Source organism: Streptomyces sp. AC558_RSS880 (assembly GCF_019049255.1).
In the GTDB taxonomy this organism is placed as follows: domain Bacteria; phylum Actinomycetota; class Actinomycetes; order Streptomycetales; family Streptomycetaceae; genus Streptomyces.
This window is the reverse complement of sequence record NZ_JAGMUJ010000130.1, coordinates 232,854-258,598: the sequence shown is the minus strand read 5'-3', so window position 1 is coordinate 258,598 and position 25,745 is coordinate 232,854. Positions and strand designations below refer to the sequence as shown.

Here is a 25,745-nt window from a genome sequence, read left to right as displayed (position 1 = left end):
GAACGGCTCCGGGCACCGGACACCCGCCCGTCCACCGGCCGTCCTACGCCCCGGTGTCCGCACCCGGCAGGGCGGACTCCGGCACCACGAGGTCGGCCAGGTCCCGTGTCGCGGCCACCAGCGCGGCGTTGCGCTCGTCCGTGCGCAGCACCCACGCCACCGCCTCCTCATGGCTCTTGCCGAACTCCTCGTGCCGGGCGATCAGCCGCCGCACCCGCTCCTCCTCGTCCAGATCGCAGAACCACACCTCGTCGAGCTGCGACCGCACCCGCGCCCAGGCACCGGTGTCCAGCAGCAGGTAGTTCCCCTCCGTCACCACCAGCCGGGCGGACGGCGGTACCGGGAGCGCGCCCGCGACCGGCTGCTCCAGCGTCCGCTCGAAACCGGGCGCGTACACGACGTCGTCGTACGCCTCCTCGCGCAGCCGCCGCAGCAGCGCCGCGTATCCGGCCGCGTCGAAGGTGTCCGGGGCGCCCTTGCGGTCGCGGCGGCCGAGGCGGTCCAGTTCGACGTCGGCGAGATGGAATCCGTCCATCGGCACCTGCGCGACCCACGGCTCCCCGGTGCCGTTCAGCTCCCGTACCAACTCCCGGGCGAGCGTGGACTTTCCCGCGCCCGGGCTGCCCGCGATGCCGAGGATCGCGCGCCGGCCGCCCCGCGGGAGGGCGCGGGCACGGCGGAGGAGGTCGTCGAAGGTCGGTGCCACACGGAAGAGTGTGTCACCCGGCACGCCGGAGTCCTGCCGCCATGTGGCCCGCGCCACTCACTGTCCGGCGCCGTAGGGGGAACGGTCTTCTGTATGACGGATCTGGGTCTGCCCGATGACATCCTCGCCTGCCTCTTCGACCTCGACGGCGTCGTCACGAAGACGGCCGTCGTCCACGCGGCCGCCTGGAGGGAGATGTTCGACGCCTTCCTCCGCGAACGGGACGGCGACGCCTTCCGGCCCTTCACCGACGCCGACTACGACGAGTACGTCGACGGCCGCCCGCGCGCCGACGGCGTCCGCACCTTCCTCGCCTCCCGCGGCATCGAACTCCCCGGGGGTGAACCCGGCGACCCGCCCGACGCCCGCACCGTGCACGGCCTCGGCAACCGCAAGAACGAACTGCTGCTGGCGAAGATCCGCACCGACGGCGTGGAGGCCTACGACGGCACCCTGCGCTACCTCGCCGCGGTCCGCGCCCGCGGACTGCGCACCGCGATCGTCTCCTCCAGCGCCAACTGCCGTGACGTACTGCGGTCGATCGGCGCCGAGGACCTCTTCGACGTCCGGATCGACGGCGTGGTCGCCGCCGAGCGCGGGCTGCCCGGGAAGCCGGAACCCGACACCTTCCTCGCCGCCGCCCGGGACCTCGGCGTCGAACCGTCCCGGGCCGCCGTGTTCGAGGACGCGCTGGCCGGCATGGACGCGGGCCGCGCCGGGCACTTCGGATACGTCGTCGGCGTGGACCGGGTGGGCCAGACCGACGCGCTGTACGCGCACGGCGCCGACCGGGTCGTCACGGACCTGGCCGAACTCGGGGGTGCGAAGTGATCACACAGCGGGCGTACGCCGTCGAACCGTGGACCGTGCGCGAACGCAGCCTGGACCTCGACGTCCTGGCGCAGAGCGAGTCGGTGTTCGCGCTGTCCAACGGCCATGTCGGCTGGCGCGGCAACCTCGACGAGGGCGAACCGCACGGCCTGCCCGGCTCCTACCTCAACGGCGTCCACGAACTGCACCCGCTGCCCTACGCCGAAGCCGGCTACGGCTACCCGGAGTCGGGCCAGACGGTCATCGACGTCACCAACGGCAAGGTGATCCGGCTGCTGGTCGACGACGAACCGTTCGACCTGCGCTACGGGCGCCTCGTCAGCCACGAGCGGACCCTGGACCTGCGCCGGGGCGTCCTCGAGCGGGTCTGCGAATGGACCTCCCCGGCCGGCTCCACGGTCCGGGTGCGCTCCACCCGTCTGGTCTCCCTCACCCAGCGGGCCGTCGCCGCCGTCGCCTACGAGGTCGAGCCCGTCGACGGCCGCACCCGCGTCGTGGTGCAGTCCGAACTGGTCGCCAACGAGAGCCTGCCCGGACCGGACGGCGACCCGCGCGCCGCCCGCGCCCTGAAGTCCCCGCTGGAACCCGAGGAGGACCTCGCCAAGGACCACCGGCTGCGCCTGGTGCACCGCACCCGGCGCAGCGGCCTGCGCGTCGCCGTGGCCGCCGACCACGTCGTCGACGGCCCCGAACGCACCACCACCGGCTGCGAGAGCAACGAGGACGTGGCCCGGCTGACCGTGACCTCCGTCCTGGAGCCGGGACAGCGCCTGCGGGTGGAGAAGCTCGTCGCCCACGGCTGGTCCGGCGCCCGTTCCCGGCCCGCCATGAGCGACCAGGTGGAGGCGGCGCTGGCGGCCGCCGCGCACAGCGGCTGGCAGGGGCTCCTCGACGAACAGCGGGCCTACCTCGACGACTTCTGGGCCCGCGCCGACGTCGAGGTCGACGGCGACGAGGAGATCCAGCAGGCCGTCCGCTTCGCCCTCTTCCACGTCCTGCAGGCAGGGGCCCGCGCCGAACGGCGCGCGATACCCGCCAAGGGTCTGACCGGCTCCGGCTACGACGGTCACGCCTTCTGGGACACCGAGGTGTTCGTGCTGCCCCTGCTGATCTGCACCGTGCCGGACGCCGCCGCCGAGGCGCTGCGCTGGCGGCAGAGCACCCTCCCGGTCGCCCGCGAGCGCGCCACCCAACTCGGCCTGCGCGGGGCCGCGTTCCCCTGGCGCACCATCGAGGGCTCGGAGGGCTCCGCCTACTGGCCGGCCGGCACCGCCGCCTTCCACGTCAACGCCGACATCGCCGACGCCGTGGTGCGGTACGTCCAGGCCACCGGCGACGAGCACTTCGAACGTGACACCGGCGTGGAACTGCTGGTGGAGACCGCCCGCCTCTGGCGCTCCCTCGGCCACCACGACGACCGGGGCGTCTTCCACATCGACGGGGTCACCGGCCCGGACGAGTACAGCGCCGTCGCCGACGACAACACGTACACCAACCTCATGGCCCGGGCGAACCTGCTGGCCGCCGCCGACGCCTGCAAACGCCACCCCGACGCCGCGGCGGCCCTCGGCGTCGACGAGGAGGAGAGCGCCGGCTGGCGGGACGCCGCCGAAGCCGTGCACGTCCCCTACAACGACGAACTCGGCGTGCACGAACAGCACGCGGGCTTCACCCGCTACCAGCGCTGGGACTTCGCCGGCACCCGCGCCGACCAGTACCCGCTGATGCTGCACTTCCCCTACTTCGACCTCTACCGCAAACAAGTGATCAAGCAGGCGGACCTGGTGCTGGCGATGCACACCTGCGCCGGCTATTTCGACGAGGTCTTCGACGAGGAGCAGATCGCCCGCAACTTCGCCTACTACGAGCCGCTGACCGTACGGGACTCCTCGCTGTCGGCCTGCGTCCAGGCCGTCCTCGCCGCCCGCACCGGCCACCTGGACCTGGCCCACGCCTACACCGCCGAGGCCGCCCTGATGGACCTCGTGGACCTGGAGCACAACACCCGGGACGGACTGCACATCGCCTCCCTGGCCGGCACCTGGACCGCCCTGGTCGCCGGGTTCGGCGGCATGCGCTGGGACGACGGCAGCCTCCGCTTCACCCCCCGGCTGCCGGCGCGGCTGCGCCGCCTGGCCTTCACCCTGCGGTTCCTCGGCCGGTGCCTGCGTGTGGAGGTCACCGCGGACCGGGCGACGTACACGCTCCGTTCCGGGCCGCCGCTGACCATCCGTCACCACGGCACCGAGCTGACCGTGCGCGAGGGCGTCCCCGCCGGGCGTCCCGTCCCGCCGCCCCGGCCCCGCCCGGCGCCCGAGCAGCCCCCGCACCGGGGCCCGCACCCGCGCTGACCGGCGGCGGGCCCCGGGGCGGATGGCCGTATCCCGTCCTGCGGGCCCGTCGCACGCGGGTTAGGTTGTCGGTGATCTCCGGAACGCCGGTTTCCCGGAACCCGTCCTTCAGAGCGCAGGGCCCGTGGAACCCGGGACCCGATGACGCGCGGGAATGAGGGACGGACGATGACCGACGGCACCGGTGCCCTTCTCACCGGCATACGGAAGCGCGAGCAGCGGGCCGGACCGGGCCCGTCACTGCGCGGCGGCACCCGCCCGCTCGCGGTGCTCGCCGCCGTCTTCACCCTCGCCCAACTCGCCCTGGTCCGCCCCGTGCTGGGTCTCGGCTGGGACGAGATCGTCTACACCAGCCAGGTCACCTCCCACCACCCGGCCGCCTTCTTCAGCGCCCCCCGCTCCCGGGGCGTCTCCTTCCTGGTGGCGCCGGTCGCGTCCTGGTCCGAGTCCACCGCGCTGCTGCGCGTCTACCTCGCCCTGCTCTCCGGCCTCGCCCTCTTCCTGGCCCTGCGCTCCTGGCGCGGCCTGTTCCCCACCCGGGTCCTGGTCACCGCCGGCGCCTTCTTCGCCTCCCTGTGGATCACGCTCTTCTACGGTCCCCAGGCCATGCCCAACTACTGGGTCGCCGTCGGCGCGCTGACCGCCGTCGGCTGCTTCCTGCGCCACCGCGCGGACCCCTCGTCCGGCGGCCCCCTGTGGGGAGTGGCGGCGGGGGCCGCGCTCATGGCCTGGATGCGGCCCACCGACGCCGTCTGGGCGACGATCCCGCTCCTCCTCCTCGCGCTGGCCGGCCGGCACGGACGGTCCCTGCTCGCCCTCGCCGGCGGTCTGCTGGCGGGAGCGGTCCCCTGGGTGGTCGAGGCGTACACCGCGTTCGGCGGCCTGCGGGAGCGGCTCGCCGAGGCCTCCCGCATCCAGGGCGGGCTCGGCCTGAACATCGCCGTCGACGACCAGCTGCGCAGCCTGGGCGGGCGCGCCCTGTGCCGTCCGTGCACGGGCTCGATGCCCCACCCGGTGATCACCCTGTGGTGGTTCGTGCTGCCGCTGCTCGCCGTCCTCGGACTGGTCGTCGCCGTGCGGGCCCGCCGCACCCTGCGCACCGTGGCGCCGCTGGCCTGCGCCACGACCGCCGCCCTGCCCTACCTGTTCATGATCGAGTACGCGGCGCCCCGCTTCCTCCAGCCCGCCTACGCCCTGCTCGCGATACCCGTCGCCGACGCGCTGTGGTACCTGGTCACGGCACCGCGCGGAAAGTGGCGGCCGGCCGCCAGAACCCTGGTCGCACTCGGCCTGGCCGGTCATCTCACGGTGCAGCTGACCGTCCTCGTGCACACCGTGGACCGCAACGTCGACAGCCGCCGGGACTGGGCCCGCGCGGCCGGTGACCTGCACCGGCTCGGTGTCCGCCCGCCCTGTCTGATCACCGGCCACGAGGCGATCCCCATCGGCTACTACACCGGCTGCTCCTCCGGCACGACCGCCGGGAACAACGAGAACACCACGGCCGCCGAGATCCTGCGCACCGCGGACCGCGTCCCGGTCGCCACCCTCACCGGGCCCGGCGGCACACCACCCGGCTACGCCCGCTCCTGGCCCGTCCACCGGATCGGCGACCTCGAAGCCCGTATCGCCCCGGCGCCCGGCCCGCCCGGCTCCGGGTGACGGCGACGGGTTTCCCGCGCACCAGGTCCAGGTAGGAGTCGACTGTCGGCGCGCGAAGAAGCGACGAGGGGGAGGCGGCATGGCGCAGAGCGATCACGAAGGGCGGCTGGGGGAGGAGTTCTTCACCCCGGGCAGCTCGTCCTTCACCGAGTTCCTGGCGGCCCACCGCCCCGAACTGCTCGGCACCCGCACCCTGCCCGAGGGGGTCCGCGCCACGGAGGTCCCGCACGGCACCACGATCCTCGCCCTCACCTACGGCGACGGCGTACTGATCGCCGGTGACCGCAGGGCCACCATGGGCAACCTGATCGCCCAGCGCGATCTGGAGAAGGTGCTGCCCGCCGACGACCACACCGCCGTCGCGATCGCCGGCTCCGTGGGGACCGCCCTCGACATGGTGCGGCTCTACCAGGTCGAACTCGCCCACTTCGAGAAGATCGAGGGCATCCCGATGACCCTCGGCGCCAAGGCGACCCGGCTCGCCACCATGATCCGCCAGAACCTCGCCCAGGCCATGCGGGGCCTCGCCGTCGTCCCGCTGCTCGCCGGCTACGACACCACCGCGCCCGGGGGAGGGCGGGGCCGGATCTTCTCCTACGACGCCGCCGGCGGCCGCTACGAGAAGTACGGCTTCCACACGGAGGGCTCCGGATCCCCGTACGCCAGGGGCGCCCTCAAGAAGCTCCACCGGCCCGGCATGTCCCGCGACGAGGCCGCCCTGGCCGCCCTGGAGGCCCTCTACGACGCCGCCGAGGACGACTCGGCGACCGGCGGCCCCGATCTCTCCCGCCGCCTCTTCCCGGTCGTGTCGGTCATCACCGAGGACGGCTACGAACGGCTCGGCGAGACCGAGGTCCGACGGCTGAGCCTCGACATGGTCGACCGGCGGCACTCCCGCCCGGACGGCCCGAACGCGCCCCTCTGATCCTCGCGGGGACCTCTCCGTCATCGGACGCACCGGGGTTAGAGATCGCGTCACGGGAAACGCGGACCTGACACCCGAGGCGAACGAGCCGACGCAGCGTGACAGGGAGGAAACCATGGGCACCGAGCCGATGGGGGACGACGCCTACCAGCCCACCGGGAGCAACGAGGAGCAGGAGGACGCCGCGCCGCTCGACATGCAGGACGCCGTCGACGAACGGACCTACGACGACACCCTCGACGAGGGCTACTCCCCGCCGGAGAAGCCGCTCGGCGTGACCAAGTACGGCACCACGGCCTCGGAACAGCACGACGGGGAGACCCTCGACCAGCGGCTGGCCCAGGAGGTGCCCGACACGTCCGCGCCCGCCGGGGACGAGGTGGGTGACCTCCCCGGCGGCGAGGGCGAGCCGGTCGACCCGGAGGCGGGCACCGGCCGCGCCGGACGCCTGGTCGCCCCGGACGAGGGGGCCCGTACGGACACCACCAAGGAGGCCGTCGCCGAGGACGTCGGCATCGACGCGGGGGCGGCCGGCGCGGAGGAGGCCGCGGTGCACGTCGTGGAGGACGGGACGGCGCTCCCGGAGGACCGGGACAGAACCTGACCCCGGCTGCGCCGTCCTGTCCCGCCCGTGCCGGGAACGGGTGTACGCGGGATCAGGGCAGCATCTTGTCCAGGGCGGCGGGCCCCTCCTCGTCCAGCTTCCGCCTGGCCCACTCGAGGTTGTGCGGGGTGAGGTCCTTGCCCGAGGCGAGGACGATGTCCTCCGGCGACACATCGGTGCCGGTGCGGGCATGGAGCAGGCTGTCCGGGGTGGCGCGGTCCGCGGACCGCCGGGACGCTTCGGGCTGGGACGCGTCGGGCTGGGACGTCGACATCTTCTGGCTCCTCGGGTCCGGATCGCTGGAGCGGCCCCGGTGCTGTCATCGGGTCCGATGTCCACCATTCAACGCGGGAGCCCGCCGTGCATCCGGAACGCTCGCGGCACCGCGGTGAAGGGCCGCTCCTCCTGGATGCCGGGGTACCTTCCCCGGCCCGCGGGAAACCTGCTCCGCGAGCCGCCTAGAAGGGCGAGAGCGTCAGCCGCAGGCCCGTGGGCGCCGTGTCCTGGATGTACGAGGCGAAGTCGGCCACGTCGTCGAAGGCGAAGCCGTACGCCTTGCCGTCCTCGGTGGCCGCGTGGACGGCCCTGGAGTAGTGGTTGGTGAGCTCGGTCCGGTAGAAGACCGACGCGTCGGCCGTCGGCTGGTCGGGGTGGCTGAGCAGCGTCGAGCGGTTGAAGCCGGCGCCCAGTACGGCGGCGACCGGGCCGGTCGTGCCGTCGTTGGGGGCGGCGAGGGCGCCGTCGCAGAAGAGGACGTCCCGCGTGGAGGGCTTGCCGAAGGAGACCTGGGCGGGCCCGTCGAAGGTGAACCGCTCGCCGCGCACCCGGCCGGTGAAGGTGCCGGCGTTGGTGGTGACCCTGAGGTCCCGGCCGGTGTAGGTGTTCCACACCTCGTCGATGTACGGGGCGAAGTAGTCCTTGGCGAACAGACCGGCGTCCAGACCGTGGCCGGGGGCGATGATCCGGGTGTCGTCCACGACGAGCCGGGAGAACGCCTCCACCTGCTTGACGGCGGCGAACGCCGCCGCGCGGCCGCCCTCGCGCACGGTGCCCGTCGTCTGGTCCTTGGCGCCGGTGAGCCGGATGCCCATCGGCACGCTGAACATGTCGACCATGGTCGTGTTGCAGAACATGCCCGAGGAGTTGTACGTGAACTCGGCACAGTCGTGCAGCACGCCGTAGTTGGGGTCGGAGGTGACCCAGCCGGCCGGGTACTGCAGCGCCGCGTTGCCGTTGCCGTCCGTGACGACCTTGAACTTGAGCTTCGCGCCGAGGGAGACGTAGATCCGGCCGGACATGTACGGCAGGGACAGCCTGGTCTCGCCGCTGCCGGCCAGGTCGATCGCGTAGTCGGTGAAGCCGTCGGGGCCGTTGTCGGAGGCGGCGACCGGGGCGACGGTGCCCTCCGGGGTGACCCGGACCTGACGGCCGTCCACGTTGCCCACGATGTAGAGGTGCACGTTCGCGTTGCCGAAGGAACCGCTGTTGTTGACGACCGTCAGCGGCAGGGCCCCCGCCGCTGCCGTGCCGGCCTTCTGCTCGCCGGACTGGTCCGCGAGGGCGTGCGGGGCGATCGCCGCCGCCGCGGGAATGGCCACGGCGGCTCCGCCGAGGGCGAAGAGGACCTTGCGACGGCCGAGGCTGCGCTGGTGACGAGGAGTCATGTGGGGGATCTCCAGAGTACTCGTGCGGGTTCCTGACCGCGCCGGCCCGCCGACGTGGGGAGAAGACCTGGAGAGAGCGCTCTCAGGCGGTACGTCGGAACCGGCGCGCGGCACCGATGGTAGGGACGGCCGCGGCCCCCGCCAATGGTCCGACTTGTCCGCAACACCACTCTGACCTGCGGTTACGTAAAGAACCGGCGACGACCCCACGATCACTTAACCGGTCTTTAAGGGCCGCTTAAGCCGGTCGGGCCCGAAAGCCACGGAGCGCGTCGGGAGCGCTCCGTTCCGCAGCCGTCCGGCAGAGGTCCGCCGTCAGCGGCTCCCGCCGCCCAGCTGCGCCTCCGCGGCGGCCAGGATCTCCGTCACCCGGAGCGCGAACGCCGCGTCGCAAGGATGGGGAGTGCCGGTGCCGGCCGCGGCGAGGAGGGCGTCCGCGGCCCGGGTGAGCGCCGGGACCGCGCCCTCGGAGGCCTCCGGCAGGGAGGTGACGCCGGCCGTGCCCCGGAGCTCGACCATGGCGCCGGCCGCGGCCGGGGGAGCGGTCAGGCTCAGGGTGAGGCTGCTCGACGCGCCGCCCGCGTGGTCGAGGACGAGATGGACGGTGTCGCCGGGGCCGTACGCCGCCGCCGTCACCCGCCGCGGTTCGCCGAGCACCGGAAGCAGTACGGACAGGGCGTGCGGGCCGACGTCCCACAGGGCGCCCTTCTCCCGCCGCCACTCAGAGGCGGCGAAGGGGTCGCCGTCGGAGGTGAACACCGCCCCGAGCCACTGCGCGCGCCCGGTGAACCAGCCGCCCACACGCGCCTGTTCGGTGATCCAGGCCTGAGGCCCGGGCTGGAAGCGGGTGGTGAAGAAGACCACGGACGCGACCCCCGCCGCCTCGGCCGCCTCGACCACCGCGCGCCCCTGCGCGACGGTCGGCGCGAGCGGCTTGTCGAGCAGCAGATGGCACCCGGCCCGCGCCGCGCGCACCGCCAGCTCCGCCTGCACCGCGGGCGGCAGCGCGACGGCGACGGCGTCCACGTCGGCGAAGAGCGCCTCGACGTCGCCGTACGCCCGGGTGCCGTGCAGAGCGGCCAGCTCCTCGGCGGCGTCGGGCCGGCGGCCCCACACCCCGGCGAGGTCGAGGTCCGGGTGGCCGCTCAGCGCGGGGGCGTGCGCCGCCCGCGCCCAGGGTCCGGTGCCGAGCAGTCCGATCCGCATGCCGCCGCCTCTCCCGGCGCGGCGACCGCCGCCGGACCGGTGTCCTGTCGCGCCCCGCCGACGCGCTCCGGTCAGTACGGTGATCCCTGCCGGAACGTCATGTCAACGGCCGCTCACCGGGAGGTCGTCCGGGGCTCAGCCCCCGGGCTGGTTGATGTTGACCATCCAGGGGACGCCGAAGCGGTCCGTGCACATCCCGAACACGTCCCCCCACATCTGCTTCTCCAGCGGTACGGTCACCGAGCCGCCGCCGGACAGCTTCTCCCAGTAGCCGCGCAGCGCGGTCTCGTCCTCTCCGCTGACGCTCACGGCGAAGTTGTTCCCCGGAACGTGTTCCATGCCCGGCGGTATGTCGGCGCCCATGAGGGTGAAGCCGGCCGCGCTCGCCAGCATGCCGTGCATGATCTTGTCGGCGTTGTCGGCTCCGGGCCGGCCGAAGTCGCCGTACGTGTTGAGCCGCAGCTCGCCGCCGAAGACCTCCTTGTAGAACTCCAGCGCCTGCCGCGCGTTCCCGTCGAAGCTGAGATACGGATTGAGAAGCGAGGCCATGATTACCTCCAGGAATGTCCGCAAAGGGCCGACTGCGCGCAGCGTAACGCCGGGTACCGGCACCCGCGCGGCGGCGGTGTCGCGGGCGGGGCCCCGATTCAGTGCCCCGTCCGCTGAATGCGTTCGCTTTCTTCTATTGGATTTCGGGCCGTGCGGGGACCAGGCTGGTACGCGTTCGCCGAGACCGTGAGACGACAGCCGGAAGAGGTCACGCACCCATGCACACCCGCCGTATCGGTGACGTCGAGGTCGGTGCCGTCGGACTGGGGGCCATGCCCATGTCCATCGAGGGGCGCCCGGACGAGGCCCGCTCCCTGGCCACCCTGTACGCGGCGCTGGACGCCGGTGTCACCCTGATCGACACCGCGGACTCCTACCACCTGCGCGCCGGCGAGGCCGGCCACAACGAGACCCTGATCGCCAAGGCCCTCGCCTCCCACGACCGGGGCGGCGACGTCCTGGTCGCCACCAAGGGCGGTCATCTGCGCCCCGGTGACGGCAGCTGGACGCAGGACGGCAGCCCCGGGCACCTGAAGCGGGCGTGCGAGGCGTCCCTGCGCCGGCTCGGTGTGGAGGCCATCGGGCTCTACCAGTTCCACCGGCCCGACCCCCGCGTCCCGTACGCCGAGTCCGTCGGCGCGCTGCGCGAGCTGCTGGACGAGGGCAAGATCCGCATGGCCGGCGTCTCCAACGCCGATCCGGAGCAGATCCGGCAGGCCGACGAGATCCTCGGCGGCCGGCTGGTCTCCGTGCAGAACAAGTTCTCCCCGGCCTTCCGCTCGAGCGAGCCGGAGCTGCGTCTGTGCGGCGAGCTCGGCATCGCGTTCCTGCCCTACAGCCCCTTCGGCGGCATCGCCAGGGCCGGTGAACTCGCCTCGGCCCACGCTCCGTTCGCGCGGATCGCCCGGGCGCACGGGGTGAGCGCGTACCAGGTGTGCCTGGCATGGATGCTCGCCAAGTCGCCGGTCGTCGTACCCATTCCGGGCGCGAGCCGGCCCGAGTCGGTCCGTGACTCGGCGGGCGCCGCCGACCTCGTCCTGACGGCCGAGGACATCGCGGAGCTGGACGCCGTCTGAGTCCGCCCCCGCCCGTCCCAGGCGCCGGACGCCGGGGGCGGGCACCCGCGTGCCCTGGTGTACTCCTGGCGCGCGGGCGTAGAAAGCGCTTGCTGAAGAAAGTCACAGGGGAGGACCACCCATGGCGTCGTCGCTGGAAAGACCGCTCGACCACCGCTACCGCGGCGAGCACCCGATCCGCACCCTCGCCTATCTGTTCCGCGCCGACCGCGGCAGGCTCGCCGCCGCGGTCGGCGTCTTCACGGTCAAGCACAGCCCCGTCTGGCTGCTGCCGCTGATCACCGCGTCCATCATCGACACCGTCGTGCAACACCAGCCGATATCCCGGCTGTGGACCAGCACCGGCGTCATCATGTTCATCCTGCTGGTCAACTACCCGCTGCACGTGCTGTACGTCCGCCTGCTGTACGGCAGCGTCCGCCGCATGGGCACCGCCCTGCGCTCCGCGCTGTGCACCCGCATGCAGCAGCTCTCCATCGGCTACCACTCCCGCGTCAGCGCCGGCGTGCTCCAGGCCAAGGTCGTGCGGGACGTGGAGACCGTCGAGCAGATGGTGCAGCAGACCGCGGAGAACGGACTCGGCGCGCTCACCGTCCTCACCGGCGGGCTCGTCATCATCGCGATCCGCACCCCCGAGTTCCTCCCCGTCTTCCTGATCGTCGTGCCTGCCGCCGCCCTGCTCGTCGCCCGGCTCCGGTCCCGGCTGCGCACCCACAACGAGCACTTCCGCCACGAGGTGGAGACGCTGTCCTCCCGGGTGACGGAGATGACCCGGCTCATCCCCGTGACCCGCGCCCACGGCCTGGAGGGCAAGGCGCTGCGCCGGATGAACGGCACCCTGAACCGGCTGCTCACCTCCGGGATGCGCCTGGACCTGGTCAACGGCCGGTTCGGCTCGCTGGCCTGGGTCGTCCTCAACGTCGTCGGCGTGATGGTGCTGGCCGGCGCGGCCCTCATCTCGTACTACGACGTCTGGGGCGTCACCGCAGGCGACGTGGTGATGCTCAGCGCCTTCCTGACCACGCTCACCAACTCCACCACCACGCTGGCGGGGCTGGCCCCGGTCATCACCAAGGGGCTGGAGTCCGTCCGCTCGGTCGGCGAGGTCCTCCAGGCCCCTGAACTGGAGGACAACGAGGGCAAGGCGGAGGTCGACGGGCTGCGCGGCGCGATCACCTTCGAGGGCGTCGGCCACGCGTACGAGACCGACGGGCGCCCCGCCGTGCGCGACTTCACCCTCGACGTCGCCCCGGGCGAGACCATCGCGCTCGTCGGCGCCTCCGGGGCGGGCAAGTCCACCGTGCTCAACCTGGTCATCGGCTTCATCCGCCCGACCTCCGGCCGGCTGCTGCTCGACGGCACCGACATGAACGGCCTCGACCTGCGCACCTACCGGCGCTTCCTGTCCGTGGTGCCCCAGGAGTCGATCCTGTTCGACGGCACCGTCCGGGAGAACGTCGCCTACGGCATGGACGACGCCGACGAGGAGACGGTGCGGGCCGCGCTGCGCGACGCCAACGCGCTGGAGTTCGTCGACCGGCTGCCCCAGGGCCTCGACACCCTCGTCGGGGAGCGCGGCGCCCGGCTCTCCGGCGGGCAGCGCCAGCGGCTCGCCATCGCCCGCGCGCTGATCCGGGACCCCAAGGTGCTGGTCCTGGACGAGGCGACCTCCGCTCTGGACACCCGCTCGGAGGCGCTGGTGCAGGAGGCCCTCGCCCGGCTGCTGCGCGGGCGCACCACGTTCGTGGTGGCGCACCGGCTGTCCACCGTGCGCGGTGCCGACCGGATCGTGGTGATGGCGGACGGCCGGATCCAGGAGATCGGCACCCACGAGGAACTGCTGCGCCGGGGAGGGGCGTACACGGCGCTGCACAGCGGTCAGGTGGCCTGACCGCCGGTCGGGGTGCGATAGTTTTCGGTCAATTGCGGTCAGTCGAGCATGTGAGGTGAGTGCTTCCGCCCGGTCCGGGCATACGCAGCGAAAACCAGAAAGGGGCGCTTCGTGCTCGTACCGGACCCGAAGGTCGTCAGACGGCTGCTGACGCGGTACGCGACGCTGCGGATAGCTCAGGCGGAACGGCATTCGCCGGCGGCGGCGCGTGAACTGGAGGACGTCAGCGACACGCTCTGCGTGATGATGGGGACGTCTGGCGTCCACGACGCCATCGCCCTGGCGGACGCCCTCCTCGACCGGGCGCGGACCGCGGCCGGCCGGACCCCGGAGGCGGACGGGGAGAGCGGTCTGTCCCTGGCCGTCTGAGCCGGCGGGCCGCTCACCCGGTCACCCGCCGCCCGCGGTGGCGGCGCGCCGTCCGTGGAACGTGGAGCGGTAGGCGTACGGCGTGGTGCCCACCACCTTGCGGAACCGCTCGCGGAACGCCGTGGGGGAACCGAACCCGGCCTGCTGGGCGATCCGTTCGACCGTGTGGTCGCTGTTCTCGAGCAGGTACTGGGCGCGCCGCACCCGCGCCCGCAGCAGCCACTGCAACGGCGTGGTGCCCGTCTGCTCACGGAACCGGCGGCTGAAGGTGCGCTCGCTCATGCCGGCGCGCGCCGCCATCGCCTTGAGGGTGACCTCGTGCGCCAGGTTGTCCTCGACCCATTCCAGCAGCGGTTCCAGATCCGACCCGCGGGGCACGGGCGGGTGCTCGTGCACGATGAACTGGGCCTGTCCGCCCTCCCGTTCCAGCGGCATCACCGACATCCGGGCGGCGTTCGCGGCCACGGCCGAGCCCAGATCCCGGCGGATCATGTGCAGGCACATGTCCAGCGCGGCGGCGGCGCCGGCCGAGGTGAGGATCTGCCCGTTGTCGACGTAGAGCACGTCCGGCTGCACGTCGACGTCGGGGAAGGCCCGGGCGAGCTGCCCGGCGGCGACCCAGTGCGTGGTGGCGCGCAGGCCGTCCAGCAGTCCGGCCTCCGCCAGCACGAACGCGCCCACGCACACCGAGGCGATCCGGGTGCCCGCCGCGGCCGCCTCGCGCAGTGCCGCGAGCACGGCGGGTGAGGGCGGGGGCGCGCCCTCGGCGCGGCCCGGGACGATGACGGTGTCGGCGTCCGCCAGCGCCTGGAGCCCACGCTCGACGCGCAGGGTGAAACCGCCGTCCGCGAGCACCTCCGGCCGCTCGGCGCACAGCCGGACCCGGTAGGGGTGGCGGCCGTCGGGCAGCCGCGTCCAGTCGAAGACCTGCATGGGCGCCGCCATGTCGAACGGCACGACCCCATCGAGAACCAGAATCGCCACGGAGTGCATGACCGCCACGATAGGCGGATTCCCGCCACCCGCCGGAACCGGGGCATCGGGACGGTGACGCGCGTGAGCCGTGGTGAACGATGTTGGCGGGAACCCGTTGGAACCTGTCGTTCCAGCCTCTGGGTGATCACCCGGAGGGCCCTTAACGTGAGCCCGGCACCGTTGATCACACCATGGAAAGAGTCCCGGTGACCAAGCTCCTGCTGTCCCTCCACGTCCTGGCCGCCATCATCGCCGTCGGTCCCGTCACCGTCGCGGCCAGCATGTTCCCGCCGGCCGTGCGCCGCGCCGTCCCCGCGGAGGGTGACGGACCCGCCGCGACGGCCGTGACCACCGTCACGCTGCTCCACCGCATCTGCCGGGTCTACGCCCGGATGGGGATCGCGGTGCCCGTCCTCGGTCTCGCCACCGCCCTGGCGATGGGTGTCCTGGACGACGGCTGGCTCGTCACCTCGATCGGTCTCACCGCGGCCGCCGCCGGAGTCCTGCTCGCCTTCGTGTTGCCCCGGCAGGACGAAATCATCGAACGGTTGAGCGAAAGTCGGCCCGTCGACCGGCAGAGCACGGTGCAACTCGCCATGTTCACCGGGGTGTTCAACCTGCTGTGGGCGACCGTCACCGTCCTGATGATCGTCCGCCCCGGCTCGACGACGGGTGCCTGACCGCCGGGACCGCCTGGTGTGCCCGATCTGTGCCGCACTTCCGGAGCGTCCGTTCTGTATTCCGTTGTGCCGGGGAATTCCCCCTTCAGGGTGGTCGGCCGCCTAGACTCTGCAGTCGCGTCCCGCATCGGGGCCGACGAGCAGAAAGGCACGTTGACGGGTGTTCCAGGATTCCCCCATCTACGACCGACTCATCGCGGAGTGCGGCGACGTGCCCGCACAGGTGCGCCGCGAGGCCGAACGCGTGAGCAGGGAGCTGGAGCTGGTCATGCGGCCCCTGCGGTCCCCCGGTTACGCCCCCGGCCTCGACCGGCCGCACTCCCCGGGCAACGGCTGGCAGCGCACCGCCCTGCTGCCGGGACCGCGGTCGCACTGAGCCCCGCGCGGTGACGGTCCCCTCACCGCACCGTGCTGCCCGCCTCGTCGAGCTCGACGGGTTCGTCGGGAACGGGACGGGACAGCCACTCGGCGATGGTCCGGGCGATCGGCTGCCCCGTCTCCACCTCCACGAACCCGAACTGCCCCGACTGGTTGCACTCCAGGAACCACCAGGTCCCGTCGGCGTCCTCGGCGAAGTCGAAAGCGCCGTACGCCAGTTCGGACCGGCGTAGATACGCGTGTACGGCGTCGGCGGTGCGCGCCGGGACCTCGACCGGCTCCCAGGGCGACCCGGGAGCGGCGAAACGCACGTCCACCTCCTCCGGATCCGCGTCCGGCCGCGTCGCCTTGCGGGCCGCCAGCAACCGCTCGCCCACCGCGGTGAGCCGGATGTCGGCCCGCTTGGCGATCCGCCGCTGCAGCAGCGTCGGCCCGAACGCGACCGCGGAGAAGTCCGTGTCCGGCGCCACCCGGCTGGTCGGCACCGCCTGCGGCGGGTCCTGCGGGTGTGCCCCCGACACCGGCTTGACCACCAGGTCCGGGAAGCGCTCCGCGAACTCCCGCGCGGCACGGGGGAACGTGGTGATCACCGTGGCCGGCACGGGCAGGCCGCAGCGCTGGGCCAGCCGCAGCTGCCACGGCTTGTGGCGGGCCTGCCGGGCCGCGTCCGGATGGTTCATCCAGCGTGCGTCACAGCCGCGCAGCATGCCGTAGAGCGCCTGCGACGCCTCCTCGGACAGCCACGCGGACGGCTGCGGCGCGCGCCCGGCCGGCGTGCCGGGCCGGCGCACCCACACGGAGCGCAGCCCGCCGATGCTCACCAGCCTCCCGCCGGCGGACAGATGACCGCGGAAGCGGCCGTGGACGTACTCGCCGGACAGTGAGACGCCGTCCGTCAGATCGGCGGGATCGAGGCGCACCACCGGCACACCGGAGCCGTTCAGATGGACGACCACCATGTCGGCGGTCACATCCTCCTCACAGGTGAGGATCAGCACGGTCATGGTTTACGGTCCGCGTTCAGTCGTCGAAGTGGGTCTTGGAACCCGCGGTGGACGTCGTCGTCCCCGCCTCGCGCAACAGCGCGTGGTCGCAGGCCGCGATCCGTCCGTCGCCGAGTACGTTCAACTGCAGTCCGGAGTCATACGCGTACGGAGTGGCAACGGCCAACTCCACTGCCGGACGTGCGTAGTTGAGCGCGAACGGTTGCATCGTCTCTCCCTCGTCGGTGCTGCGCCGAGCAGGCAACGGCCCGCTGTGCGCCGTCGCTTGGTCCGCCGACTTCTTTTGGCTTCCAGAGACTTATACGAATCGAACGGGTGGTTGGTTTCCTCACGGAGCGTAATCATCGGTGGGTTGCCGGCCACCCCGTCGGAGGGGTGCTCCGGGAGCGCGGGCGCCGGAGGAACCCCGCAGGGTGCGCAGGGCGAGCAGGAGCACGCCGATGTCGTCCAGATAGACCGGATCGGGCAGCAGATCGGCCGGCAGTGCCAGGTAGAGAACCGCGCCCCAGAAGACCCAGCGGGGCCCCGTGGGCAGACCGGCGTGACGCAACTCACGCCGCGTGCGCACCAGTCGGACCAGGACGGCGACGGCGCCGGCCAGCACCACGGTCGCGAGGACCGCGGCGACGACGAGCGCCACGGTGGTCGTCTCCAACGGACCGCCCTCCTCCCGTGACATGCCGCGGCCTCGCCGCGACACGGCCTGCACTGAGCGGATTCCCGCTCGCGGCGCCGGTATGACGGCCGGGACCGGCCATGCGCGCACGCGTCCGATGCCCCGCGAAATCCGCGCGAAACGCCGGATCGCCGCAGGTCGTCCCGATGGCTCAACCGAGTGGCGGGGGCACCGGAAATGGTCAGGGGCCTTCCCGCGGAGCCGATCACGACCACTTTTCCTTCGTCGTCCTCCTCGCGCACACCGGGGCCGAGGCGCCGCCGGAGTGTCTTGCCGATCAGGTACCGGACCGTCCCGCCAAACACGGGACCGGTGAACAGTGCGGCAACAAGACCTACGTCCGGATGGCGTTTCGATCACTTGTTCCCTGCGGCCCTCAACAGACTTGCGTGGCCTGTACTTTGGCGCTCGTTGATCCAGAACTCGCTGAGGGGGCAATGAGTCATGCGCAAGATCGTCAAGGTCAGATCCGTCGTGATGTCCGCCGTCGCCGTCGCAGCGCTGGGGGTCGCCTGCGCGGGAGCCACCGCGAGCGCTTCCCAGCAGGCCGCCGCGGCCGCGGCCCCGGGTGACGTCTACAAGGCCGAAGCGGTGAACTCGATCGGCGCGACCAAGACGCAGGTCGTCGCCCTGTCGCTCCCTGCGGGGACCTACACCCTGACCGGTTCCGCCCATCTGCTGTACGCGGACAAGGCGTACTGCCAGGTCACGGGTGGCCCCACGATGGCGACGCCCCGGGGCAGCGGCTACAACGAGGCGTCACTGAGCGCCACCGGAGTCGTGACCCTGGCCTCGGAGGGCAAGGTCCAGCTGATGTGCAGCAGTGAGAAGGTGCTCCCCGTGCCGCAGGACCCGGCCGCCAACGGCACCCTGGTGGCCACCAGGGCCGCCTCCTACCAGGACCAGGGAACAGGCGCCCGGTGACCCGCGCGAGGTGGGCCGGCGGATCCCCCTAGTGGCCGGACGCGGCCGGCCCGTGTTCCGGGTCCTCGGGGTCCTCGGGGGCGGGGCGGCGGGTTCTGCCGCCGGCCTTGAGGCGTTCCAGGGTGCGCGTCAGGTGCTGGAGGGGAGAGGAGGCGGGGGTCCGGGGCGCGGGCGGCTGTCCGATGTCCCGGGGCCCGGCCGTCTCCCGGTACGCGGCCAGCGCCTCGTGGGCGCGTTCCGCGGCCTCACGGTAGAGGTCCCGGGACTTCGCCATCGCCTCCAGCGCCTCGGCGTACATCCTCACCAGCGCCCGCTCGCGGGCGAGTTCCTCCGCCGTCGTCAGCAGGCGCCACTCCTCCCGCAGCGCCGTCAGCGCGTCCCGCGCCCCGTCCGGCAGCGCGCGCGGCAGCGCGTCGTACCGGGACACCGCCTCCACGAGGTCGGCCGGTTCCGTGCCGTCCAGGAACACCGCGCGTACGGCGAAGGCGTCGGCGTCGTAACCCTCCGGGGCCGGGCTGCCGGGCAGCACCACCGCGCCTCCGCGCGGAACCTCCACCCCGAACTCCCGCAGCGCCCAGTTCGTCACCCGCGACTGCTGGGGCGTGGCCCGGTGCTCCACCACCCGGTCCCGCAGCCCCGGCGGCAGCCAGCGCGCGAGCGGCACCCGGCCGCGCTCGTCCGTGGTCATGGCCTCATGGACGACGACATGGATGTACCACGCGTCGCGCGCGCAGTCGCGCAGCAGCCGCCGTACGGCCTTGTCGTCCTCGGGAAGCGGATTGATCCTGCCCGGCCGCAGTCCCGTCGCCGGGTCGGCGTTCCACCCGGCGTCCGGCTCCGACGGCCAGAACATGCCCACCGGGGACGGCCAGGAGGGGTCCCAGGGCTGCTCCGCCTCGGCGACCAGGAGCCAGTCCCGGCCCGCGTCCGTGCCGGGCGCGAGGCTCAGCCGGGCGCGCACGGTGACCTCGCCGGCGACCCGCCTCCGGGACTCGAACACCACGTCAGGAGCGGTCCTGGACGCGGGGAGTTCCAGGAAGTCGTCGATGTCCCCGTTGTCCTTGAGTCGGCGCAGGGTGCGTCGGAGCACCGTGTCGGCCGCCGTTCCGGTGTGGCGGCCGCGGGTCGACCAGACCGTGGGAGGGCTGGTGGGGAGGGTGGTGGTGGAGGTCTGCATGGGTCCAGTGGTGAGCGGGGGCACGTGCTCCTGCCAGTATCGTCGCCGCCGGCCGGCGGGACGACGCCGGGTGCCGCCTGACGGCGTGTCGCGCGCGGGGCGCACGCGGGGTGTGCGCGGCGCACACGTGGTGACAGGGGTTCACTCGTGGTCCCGGTGACCTGATCCTCACCACAATGGGTCCCGCGGGCAGGGTCGGCCCACCATCCGCACCGGGGCCGGCCCTGCCCGCACCCGGCCGGACGGCCCCTCGCTCCGGCGGCTGTTCCGGCGGCGAAAGCCCGGACCCTACCAGGGGCGCAACACCCCTGTCGCATATTCCACCGGAAAAAGCCAAAGCCCTCACCGCGGTCGAGCACACAGCGTAGCGTCGACGTCACGTTCGCGGTACAGCCGTGCGAGAAGGGGGATCCGGCGTGCCCGGAATCGACGAGAGCCTGCTGGAAGCCATGCGACTGCCGGGGGCGCGCGGTGCCCTGGTGGTCGACTGGATCAGCGGGCTCGCCCTGGGGGCGGTGGGCGAGGCACCCGGCGAGGACGCGGAGGCCACGGCCGCGGAGACCGCCGAACTCGCCCGCCTGGCCATGGAGAGCGGCACCCTCGCGCCCGCCGACGGCGGCCGGGCCGGGGCGGGCAAGGAACCACCCGTCGACGACCTGATCCTCACCACCGCCGACGCGTACCACCTCCTGCGCTTCGTCACCACGACCTTCGACAGCACGGTGTTCCTGTACCTCTGGCTCGACCGCGCCGACGGCAACCTCGCCCTGGCCCGGATCCGGCTGGCCGAGATGGCGGACCGGCTGGTGCTCGGATGACCACGGCGTGCACCGACACCACCGCGCCGGAACTGCTCGGCACCCTCGCGGCCGACCACGCCACCGGCGCGCTCTCCACGGAGTCCGGGATCTTCTACCTCTCGGCCGGACGCGTCGTCCACGTGGAGTCCGCCTACAGCCCCGACCTCGGCGACCTGCTCACCCGCAGCGGTGCCGTCGCCCCGGCCGGCTGGTGGGACGCCGTCGAACGGGCGGGGGCGGTGCACCGCGTCGGCCGCCAGCTGGTGGACAGCGGGCGTCTCACCACCGGGGCGCTGGAACTGTGCCATCTGGGCGCCCTGTTCGACGCGGCGTACTTCGCGCTCGCCCACGACGGCGCCACGCTCCGCTTCCGCCCCGGAGCCGCGCACTGGCTCGGCGCGGTCCGCCCCGTTCCGGTGGCGACCGTGCTCGGCGAGTCACGGCGCCGCCGCGACCTGCTGCACCGCATCTGGCCCGACCCGGCCGTCGACACCGCTCCGCTCACCCGCGTGCCCGGTGCCCCGCCCGCCGAACTGCCGCCGCGCCGCGCCCGCGTCCTCGCGCAGGTCGACGGCGCCCGCACCGCCGCACAGATCGCCGCGGACCTCGCCCACCGCACCTTCCACACCCTCGTCGAACTGCGCCGCCTGGCCGCCGACGGACTGGTCACCCCCGCGCCGGCCCCGCCCGCCACGCCCGTCCACGCCGTCCCCGACGCGGGCGGCGCGGCGTGGGACGAGCCCGACACAGCGCTGCTGAGACGGCTCCTGGACGCCTTGGAGGCACTGTGATCCGCGCGCGCCGACAGCGTGCCGAAAGGAGACTGCTCATGGCCGTCGAGACCGACGTGCTGGACGAACTGCGTCGGCTCCGCACCCGCGTACCCCGGCTGACGGGCTCCCTCGCGGCCACCGTCGACGGACTCGTCCTCGCCCACGACGTCCCCGACACCGAACCGGAGGGGCTGGCCGCGCTCACCGCCGCCGCGCTCGGCGTCGCGTACCGCATGGCGGACGCCGCCGCCCGCGGCGAGTTCCGCGAGCTCCTGGTGCGCGGCAGCCAGGGCTACATCGCCACCTACGCGGCCGGCACCACCGCCGTCCTCACCCTTCTCGCCGACGACCGGGTCAACGTGGGCCGGCTGCACCTGGAGGGACGGCGCGGCGGCGCCCGGATCGCGGAGCTGGTGGACACCCACATCGGCCCGGGGGGAGGGCGGCACGCCGACCGGCTCGCGGTCCGGGAGACCCCCGCGCCGGCCCAGGACCCGGCCCGGCCGATCGGCACCCTCCCGGTGCGGACCCCGCAGCGGCCCGCACACCGGCCCCGGCCCCAGCCCGGCGGCTGACTCCCGGCTTTCCTCTCCGGCCGGACGCCTCCGTACGACCCGGCGGCCGGCCCGAATCACCCGTCACGACCGAAAGGACACGTCCCATGGCCAACACCGAGACCTCGCTCAAGGAATGCCTCAGCTCCATCGACGGCGCGACGGCCGCCGCACTCGTCGACTACACCAGCGGCATGGCCCTCGGCACGCTGGGCGGCGGCAAGGACTTCAACCTGGAGGTCGCCGCCGCAGGCAACACCGACGTCGTACGGTCCAAGCTGCGCACCATGGAGCACCTGGGCCTGAACGAGGAGATCGAGGACATCCTGATCACCCTGAGCAGCCAGTACCACCTGATCCGCCTGCTCAAGGGGCGGGGCGGGAACGGTCTCTTCCTGTACCTGGTGCTCGACGCGGGCCGGGCCAACCTGGCGATGGCGCGGCACCAGTTGCGGCGCATCGAGGCCGAGCTCGAGGTCTGATCCGGCCTCCGGGCCCTTCGCGCCCGCCGCGGCGCGAAGGGCCCGGACGGTCAGGCCGTCTCGGGCAGCCACAGATCGGGGCCGAAGACCTCGTAGTGGACGGAGCGGGCGGGCACCCCGGCGTCGAGCAGCCCGCCGCGCACGGCACGCATGAACGGCAGTGGGCCGCACAGGTACACCGTCGCGTCCGCCGGTACGTCGATCCCCGAGAGATCCATCAGACCGCCGCGGGCGTCGGGCTCCTCGGGGCCGGGACGCTCGTACCAGAAGACCGCCTCCGCGTCGGGCAGTGAGTCCACCGCCTCGCGGGTCTCGGCGCGCAGGGCGTGCTCGCCGGGCGAGCCGTCGGCGTGCAGGACGAGCACCCGCCGGGTGGAGCCGGTGGCGGCCAGCCGGGCGAGCATGCCCAGCATCGGGGTGCAGCCGATGCCGGCCGAGACCAGGACCAGCGGGGTGCCGGCCTCGTCGAGCGCCACGTCCCCGGCGGGCACGGACAGCGTCAGCTCGTCCCCGGTGCCGGTCCGCTCGTGCAGCAGGTGGGAGACCTCGCCGTCCGGTGCGCCGTCCGCTCCCGCGACCCGCTTGACGGTGATGCGGCGCAGATCGTCCCCGGGGTCGGAGGACAGGCTGTACTGGCGCAGCTGGTGCACCCCGTCGGGCATGAGCAGCCGCACGCTGACGTACTGGCCCGCCCGGGCCGGCGGGGCGGGTTCGTCGTCGGCGGGGCGCAGCAGGAACGACACCACGTCGTCCGTCTCCTCATGGCGTTCGACGACCGTCCAGCGGCGCCAGATGTCGCCCGGTGCGACACCGGCGTCGTGGTACAGGCGCGCCTCCCGCGCGATGAGGGCGCCGGCCATCAGCCAGTACACCTCGTCCCAGGCGGCGGCGACCTCGGGTGTCACGGCGTCGCCCAGCACCTCGGCGATCGCGCCGAACAGGTACTTGTGCACGATCGTGTACTGGTCGTCGGTGATCCCGACCGCCACGTGTTTGTGGGCGATCCGGGACAGCAGGGCGTCCGGGCGGGTGTCCGGGTCCTCGAGCAGCGCCCGGGCGAAACCGGCTATGGACCCGGCGAGCGCCCGGCGTTGGGCGCCACTGGCCTGGTTGCCCCGGTTGAACAGGCCGTCCAGCAGCTCGGGCCGGTCGCGGAACATCGAGCCGTAGAAGCGTGTGGTGATCTCGGCGAGCGCCCCGGCCACGGCGGGCAGGGTGGCCCGCAGCACTGCGGCGGACTCTTCGGACAGTATGAAGTCTCCCAAGGGCGGGGCGGGAAAAGAGAGTTGGACCGCGGATCCGGACCGGCGGCAGCACCTGTATAGCAATCCCCCATGTCTGTTACCGGGGGTAACGGGGTCGTCGGGGGCAGTGCGGGACCGTCGTCCCGCAGGAAGGGACCTCCGGCCCCGGAGGCCGGTCGCGGGACAGGGCCGGTCGGCCCGTCCGGCGCAGTGGGCGGCCGCCCGCCCGTGATCCCCGCCGGCCCGGCCGCCCGGCCCATGCCGTACCGTCACGTTCACTGGACCGTTACCGGGGCGCCGGCCGGGTGGCCGCCGGGCGACGGCGTCGGACGAGGGGACGGGAGGCATCCGGGTGGCAGGCTCCGAGCGGGACGGGGACGCCCGCGTACGGCTACCGCAGCTGAGGCTCGACGAGCTGCTGGAGGAGCTCCAGGCGCGGATCGACGCGGCCCGTGGCACCCGCGACCGGGTGCACAGTCTGCTGGAGGCCGTTCTCTCGGTCGGCCGGGAACTCGACCTGGAGCAGGCGCTGCACAGCATCGTCGAGGCCGCGGCGGCGCTGGTGGACGCGGAGTACGCCGCACTGGGCGTGATCGGCCCGGACGGCAGGCGGCTGTCCGCCTTCCACACCGTCGGGGTCAGCGAGGAGGCGATCGCCCGCATCGGCCACTACCCCGAGGGCCACGGCATCCTCGGCGAGCTGATCCGCCGTCCCGAGCCGCTGCGGGTGCCGAAACTCTCCGACCACCCCGCCTCGTACGGATTCCCGCCCCACCACCCGCCGATGAACACCTTCCTCGGGGTCCCCATCCGGGTCCGCGACCAGGTCTTCGGCAACCTGTACCTGACCGAGAAGCGGGGCGGGGCGCACTTCGACGAGGAGGACGAGTCGGTCCTGTCCACCCTCGCGGTCGCCGCCGGCGTCGCCATCGACAACGCCCGCCTGTACGAGGAGTCCCGGCTGCGCGAGCGGTGGCTGCGGGCCAACGCCGAGATCACCCACGGACTGATGTCCGGCAGCGAACGCGGCGCGGCGCTCCTGCTCATCGCCGAACGCGCCCGGGAGATCACCGGGGCCGCCCTCGCAGCGGTCGCGGTGCCCATGGCCGACACCGACTCACTGACCGTGGAACTGGCCATCGGGCAGGGCGCGGACACCCACCGCGGGCTCGTCGTGCCCGTCGACGACAGCCTGCTGGGCCGCGCCTTCACCAGCGCCGCTCCCGTCATCAGCGCGGACATCGCGCGCGACGACCGGGCCTTCCCGGGCCCCCAGCGGTACACGGACCTCGGTCCGGCGGTCGCCGTGCCCATCGGGTCGGGCGAGGGCGTGCGCGGCATCGTCCTGCTGGTGCGGGCCGCGGACCGCAACGCGTTCACGGAGAAGGAGATCGAACCGCTGCGGGGGTTCGCCGCCCAGGCGGCCGTGGCGATGGAGCTGGCGGAACGCCGCCAGGACGCCGAGCAGATCGCCGTGCTCGAGGACCGCGACCGGATCGCCCGCGATCTGCACGACCTGGCGATCCAACGGCTGTTCGCCACCGGCATGACGCTGCAGAGCGCCGGCCGGTTCATCGAGCACAAGGAGGCCTCGGAGCGGGTGCTGCGGGCCGTGGACGACCTGGACGAGACCATCAAGATCATCCGGTCGACCATCTTCGGCCTGCGCTCGCCCGCCGACGAGGGCGCGGGCGGAACCGGCCTGCGGGCCCGCGCCGTACGGGTGGTCGGCGAGGCCGCACCCGTGCTGGGCTTCCCCCCGAGCGTGCGGATGGAGGGCCTGATCGACACCCACGTCCCCAAGGAGGCCGCCGACCATCTGGTGGCCGTGCTCTCCGAGGCGCTGACCAACATCGCCCGGCACGCCCGCGCCGACCGCGCCGAGGTGGTGCTCGAGACCGACGGACGCGAGGTGCGGCTGACGGTCGCGGACAACGGCGTGGGCGTTCCGGACGGGGGCCGCCGCAGCGGGCTGCGCAACATGGCCGAGCGCGCGGAACGTCTGGGCGGCACGTTCGACGTCACCGGCTCCGCCGGCCGGGGCACCACCCTGCTGTGGCGCGTGCCGGTGGGGGAGCGGTAGGCGGCTCCCGCCGGCCGGTGTGTGCCGGACACCCGCCACGGGTACTCCGGTGGTCGGCCGCGGGCCGCGGCTGCCGTCCGTCCACGACCGGCGCGGGTTTCACCGTCGGTGACGGATCGGGGACGGACCGCCGCGGCGCGGAGCCGCACGGCAGCCGTCGG

27 protein-coding genes are annotated in these 25,745 nt (G+C 73.1%); 16 read left to right on the top strand and 11 right to left on the bottom strand.

Annotation, left to right across the window (positions count from 1 at the left end; translation table 11 throughout):
* Positions 1-43: 43 nt before the first annotated feature.
* Positions 44-706: a nucleoside/nucleotide kinase family protein gene (locus KUM38_RS30780; protein WP_217134202.1), complete on the bottom strand. Its 663-nt coding sequence runs from the start codon at positions 704-706 to the stop codon at positions 44-46.
* Positions 707-799: 93 nt separating this feature from the next.
* On the opposite strand from KUM38_RS30780, the gene KUM38_RS30775 reads away from it, so the two are divergent.
* The 5 genes from KUM38_RS30775 (at position 800) to KUM38_RS30755 (ending at position 7,079) form a co-directional block, all read left to right on the top strand.
* Entirely contained in the window at positions 800-1,537 is a 738-nt protein-coding gene (locus KUM38_RS30775; protein WP_217134201.1) for an HAD family phosphatase, read from the top strand.
* On the top strand, positions 1,534-3,888 hold the full coding sequence (locus KUM38_RS30770; RefSeq protein ID WP_217134199.1) for a glycoside hydrolase family 65 protein: 2,355 nt from the start codon (positions 1,534-1,536) through the stop codon (positions 3,886-3,888). The genes KUM38_RS30775 and KUM38_RS30770 overlap by 4 nt, the downstream gene beginning before the upstream one ends.
* 168 nt (positions 3,889-4,056) lie before the next feature.
* Positions 4,057-5,550, top strand: a complete 1,494-nt coding sequence (locus KUM38_RS30765; protein WP_217134197.1) for a hypothetical protein — start codon at positions 4,057-4,059, stop codon at positions 5,548-5,550.
* A gap of 79 nt (positions 5,551-5,629) precedes the next feature.
* Positions 5,630-6,475, top strand: a complete 846-nt coding sequence (gene prcB / locus KUM38_RS30760; RefSeq protein ID WP_217134195.1) for a proteasome subunit beta — start codon at positions 5,630-5,632, stop codon at positions 6,473-6,475.
* A 115-nt stretch (positions 6,476-6,590) separates the two neighbouring features.
* Positions 6,591-7,079: a DUF5709 domain-containing protein gene (locus KUM38_RS30755; RefSeq protein ID WP_217134193.1), complete on the top strand. Its 489-nt coding sequence runs from the start codon at positions 6,591-6,593 to the stop codon at positions 7,077-7,079.
* 52 nt (positions 7,080-7,131) lie between these two features.
* Here KUM38_RS30755 and KUM38_RS30750 read toward each other — a convergent pair whose 3' ends face one another.
* From KUM38_RS30750 to KUM38_RS30735, 4 genes are all read right to left on the bottom strand, one after another.
* Entirely contained in the window at positions 7,132-7,353 is a 222-nt protein-coding gene (locus KUM38_RS30750) for a hypothetical protein (protein ID WP_085575146.1), read from the bottom strand.
* 184 nt (positions 7,354-7,537) lie between these two features.
* Positions 7,538-8,743 (bottom strand): glycoside hydrolase family 64 protein, encoded by a 1,206-nt coding sequence (locus KUM38_RS30745; RefSeq protein ID WP_217134191.1) that lies wholly within the window; start codon positions 8,741-8,743, stop codon positions 7,538-7,540.
* Between the two features lie 315 nt (positions 8,744-9,058).
* A complete protein-coding gene (locus KUM38_RS30740; RefSeq protein ID WP_217134189.1) occupies positions 9,059-9,949 on the bottom strand; it encodes a Gfo/Idh/MocA family protein in 891 nt (296 codons plus the stop codon).
* A 135-nt stretch (positions 9,950-10,084) separates the two neighbouring features.
* Complete coding sequence (locus tag KUM38_RS30735; RefSeq protein WP_217134187.1) at positions 10,085-10,498, bottom strand: VOC family protein; 414 nt, start codon at positions 10,496-10,498, stop codon at positions 10,085-10,087.
* A 218-nt stretch (positions 10,499-10,716) separates the two neighbouring features.
* On the opposite strand from KUM38_RS30735, the gene KUM38_RS30730 reads away from it, so the two are divergent.
* From KUM38_RS30730 to KUM38_RS30720, 3 genes are all read left to right on the top strand, one after another.
* Positions 10,717-11,574 (top strand): aldo/keto reductase, encoded by an 858-nt coding sequence (locus KUM38_RS30730; protein WP_217134185.1) that lies wholly within the window; start codon positions 10,717-10,719, stop codon positions 11,572-11,574.
* Positions 11,575-11,695: 121 nt separating this feature from the next.
* Positions 11,696-13,465, top strand: a complete 1,770-nt coding sequence (locus KUM38_RS30725) for an ABC transporter ATP-binding protein (RefSeq protein WP_217134183.1) — start codon at positions 11,696-11,698, stop codon at positions 13,463-13,465.
* A gap of 111 nt (positions 13,466-13,576) precedes the next feature.
* Entirely contained in the window at positions 13,577-13,834 is a 258-nt protein-coding gene (locus tag KUM38_RS30720) for a DUF5133 domain-containing protein (protein ID WP_217134181.1), read from the top strand.
* Between the two features lie 21 nt (positions 13,835-13,855).
* Here the strand turns inward: KUM38_RS30720 and KUM38_RS30715 are convergent, their stop codons facing one another.
* Positions 13,856-14,827, bottom strand: a complete 972-nt coding sequence (locus KUM38_RS30715) for a GlxA family transcriptional regulator (protein ID WP_217134178.1) — start codon at positions 14,825-14,827, stop codon at positions 13,856-13,858.
* A gap of 188 nt (positions 14,828-15,015) precedes the next feature.
* Between KUM38_RS30715 and KUM38_RS30710 the strand changes: the two genes are divergently transcribed.
* Positions 15,016-15,489 carry a hypothetical protein gene (locus KUM38_RS30710; RefSeq protein ID WP_217134176.1) on the top strand — a complete coding sequence of 158 codons (474 nt, stop codon included), beginning with the start codon at positions 15,016-15,018 and terminating at the stop codon, positions 15,487-15,489.
* Positions 15,490-15,649: 160 nt separating this feature from the next.
* Positions 15,650-15,865 (top strand): hypothetical protein, encoded by a 216-nt coding sequence (locus KUM38_RS30705; protein WP_217134174.1) that lies wholly within the window; start codon positions 15,650-15,652, stop codon positions 15,863-15,865.
* A gap of 22 nt (positions 15,866-15,887) precedes the next feature.
* Here KUM38_RS30705 and tgmB read toward each other — a convergent pair whose 3' ends face one another.
* The 3 genes from tgmB to KUM38_RS30690 all read right to left on the bottom strand — a co-directional run bounded on the left by tgmB (position 15,888) and on the right by KUM38_RS30690 (position 17,526).
* The gene (gene tgmB / locus KUM38_RS30700) at positions 15,888-16,871 is read right to left on the bottom strand and encodes an ATP-grasp ribosomal peptide maturase (protein ID WP_217134173.1); all 984 of its coding nucleotides are present in this window, start codon (positions 16,869-16,871) and stop codon (positions 15,888-15,890) included.
* 16 nt (positions 16,872-16,887) lie between these two features.
* Positions 16,888-17,079 (bottom strand): putative ATP-grasp-modified RiPP, encoded by a 192-nt coding sequence (gene tgmA, locus KUM38_RS30695; protein WP_030821244.1) that lies wholly within the window; start codon positions 17,077-17,079, stop codon positions 16,888-16,890.
* A gap of 120 nt (positions 17,080-17,199) precedes the next feature.
* On the bottom strand, positions 17,200-17,526 hold the full coding sequence (locus KUM38_RS30690) for a YkvA family protein (protein WP_217134172.1): 327 nt from the start codon (positions 17,524-17,526) through the stop codon (positions 17,200-17,202).
* Between the two features lie 465 nt (positions 17,527-17,991).
* Between KUM38_RS30690 and KUM38_RS30685 the strand changes: the two genes are divergently transcribed.
* The gene (locus KUM38_RS30685) at positions 17,992-18,471 is read left to right on the top strand and encodes a hypothetical protein (protein WP_217134171.1); all 480 of its coding nucleotides are present in this window, start codon (positions 17,992-17,994) and stop codon (positions 18,469-18,471) included.
* A 28-nt stretch (positions 18,472-18,499) separates the two neighbouring features.
* Here the strand turns inward: KUM38_RS30685 and KUM38_RS30680 are convergent, their stop codons facing one another.
* Positions 18,500-19,648 (bottom strand): hypothetical protein, encoded by a 1,149-nt coding sequence (locus tag KUM38_RS30680; protein ID WP_217134170.1) that lies wholly within the window; start codon positions 19,646-19,648, stop codon positions 18,500-18,502.
* A gap of 416 nt (positions 19,649-20,064) precedes the next feature.
* On the opposite strand from KUM38_RS30680, the gene KUM38_RS30675 reads away from it, so the two are divergent.
* From KUM38_RS30675 to KUM38_RS30660, 4 genes are all read left to right on the top strand, one after another.
* The gene (locus KUM38_RS30675; RefSeq protein WP_217134169.1) at positions 20,065-20,466 is read left to right on the top strand and encodes a hypothetical protein; all 402 of its coding nucleotides are present in this window, start codon (positions 20,065-20,067) and stop codon (positions 20,464-20,466) included.
* Complete coding sequence (locus KUM38_RS30670; protein ID WP_217134168.1) at positions 20,463-21,239, top strand: hypothetical protein; 777 nt, start codon at positions 20,463-20,465, stop codon at positions 21,237-21,239. The genes KUM38_RS30675 and KUM38_RS30670 overlap by 4 nt, the downstream gene beginning before the upstream one ends.
* Before the next feature lie 38 nt (positions 21,240-21,277).
* A complete protein-coding gene (locus tag KUM38_RS30665; protein WP_217134167.1) occupies positions 21,278-21,796 on the top strand; it encodes a roadblock/LC7 domain-containing protein in 519 nt (172 codons plus the stop codon).
* An 86-nt stretch (positions 21,797-21,882) separates the two neighbouring features.
* Positions 21,883-22,257: a hypothetical protein gene (locus KUM38_RS30660; RefSeq protein ID WP_217134164.1), complete on the top strand. Its 375-nt coding sequence runs from the start codon at positions 21,883-21,885 to the stop codon at positions 22,255-22,257.
* Between the two features lie 50 nt (positions 22,258-22,307).
* Here KUM38_RS30660 and KUM38_RS30655 read toward each other — a convergent pair whose 3' ends face one another.
* A complete protein-coding gene (locus KUM38_RS30655; RefSeq protein WP_217134477.1) occupies positions 22,308-23,510 on the bottom strand; it encodes a globin domain-containing protein in 1,203 nt (400 codons plus the stop codon).
* Between the two features lie 343 nt (positions 23,511-23,853).
* Between KUM38_RS30655 and KUM38_RS30650 the strand changes: the two genes are divergently transcribed.
* Positions 23,854-25,584 (top strand): GAF domain-containing sensor histidine kinase, encoded by a 1,731-nt coding sequence (locus KUM38_RS30650; RefSeq protein ID WP_217134163.1) that lies wholly within the window; start codon positions 23,854-23,856, stop codon positions 25,582-25,584.
* Positions 25,585-25,745: the final 161 nt, after the last annotated feature.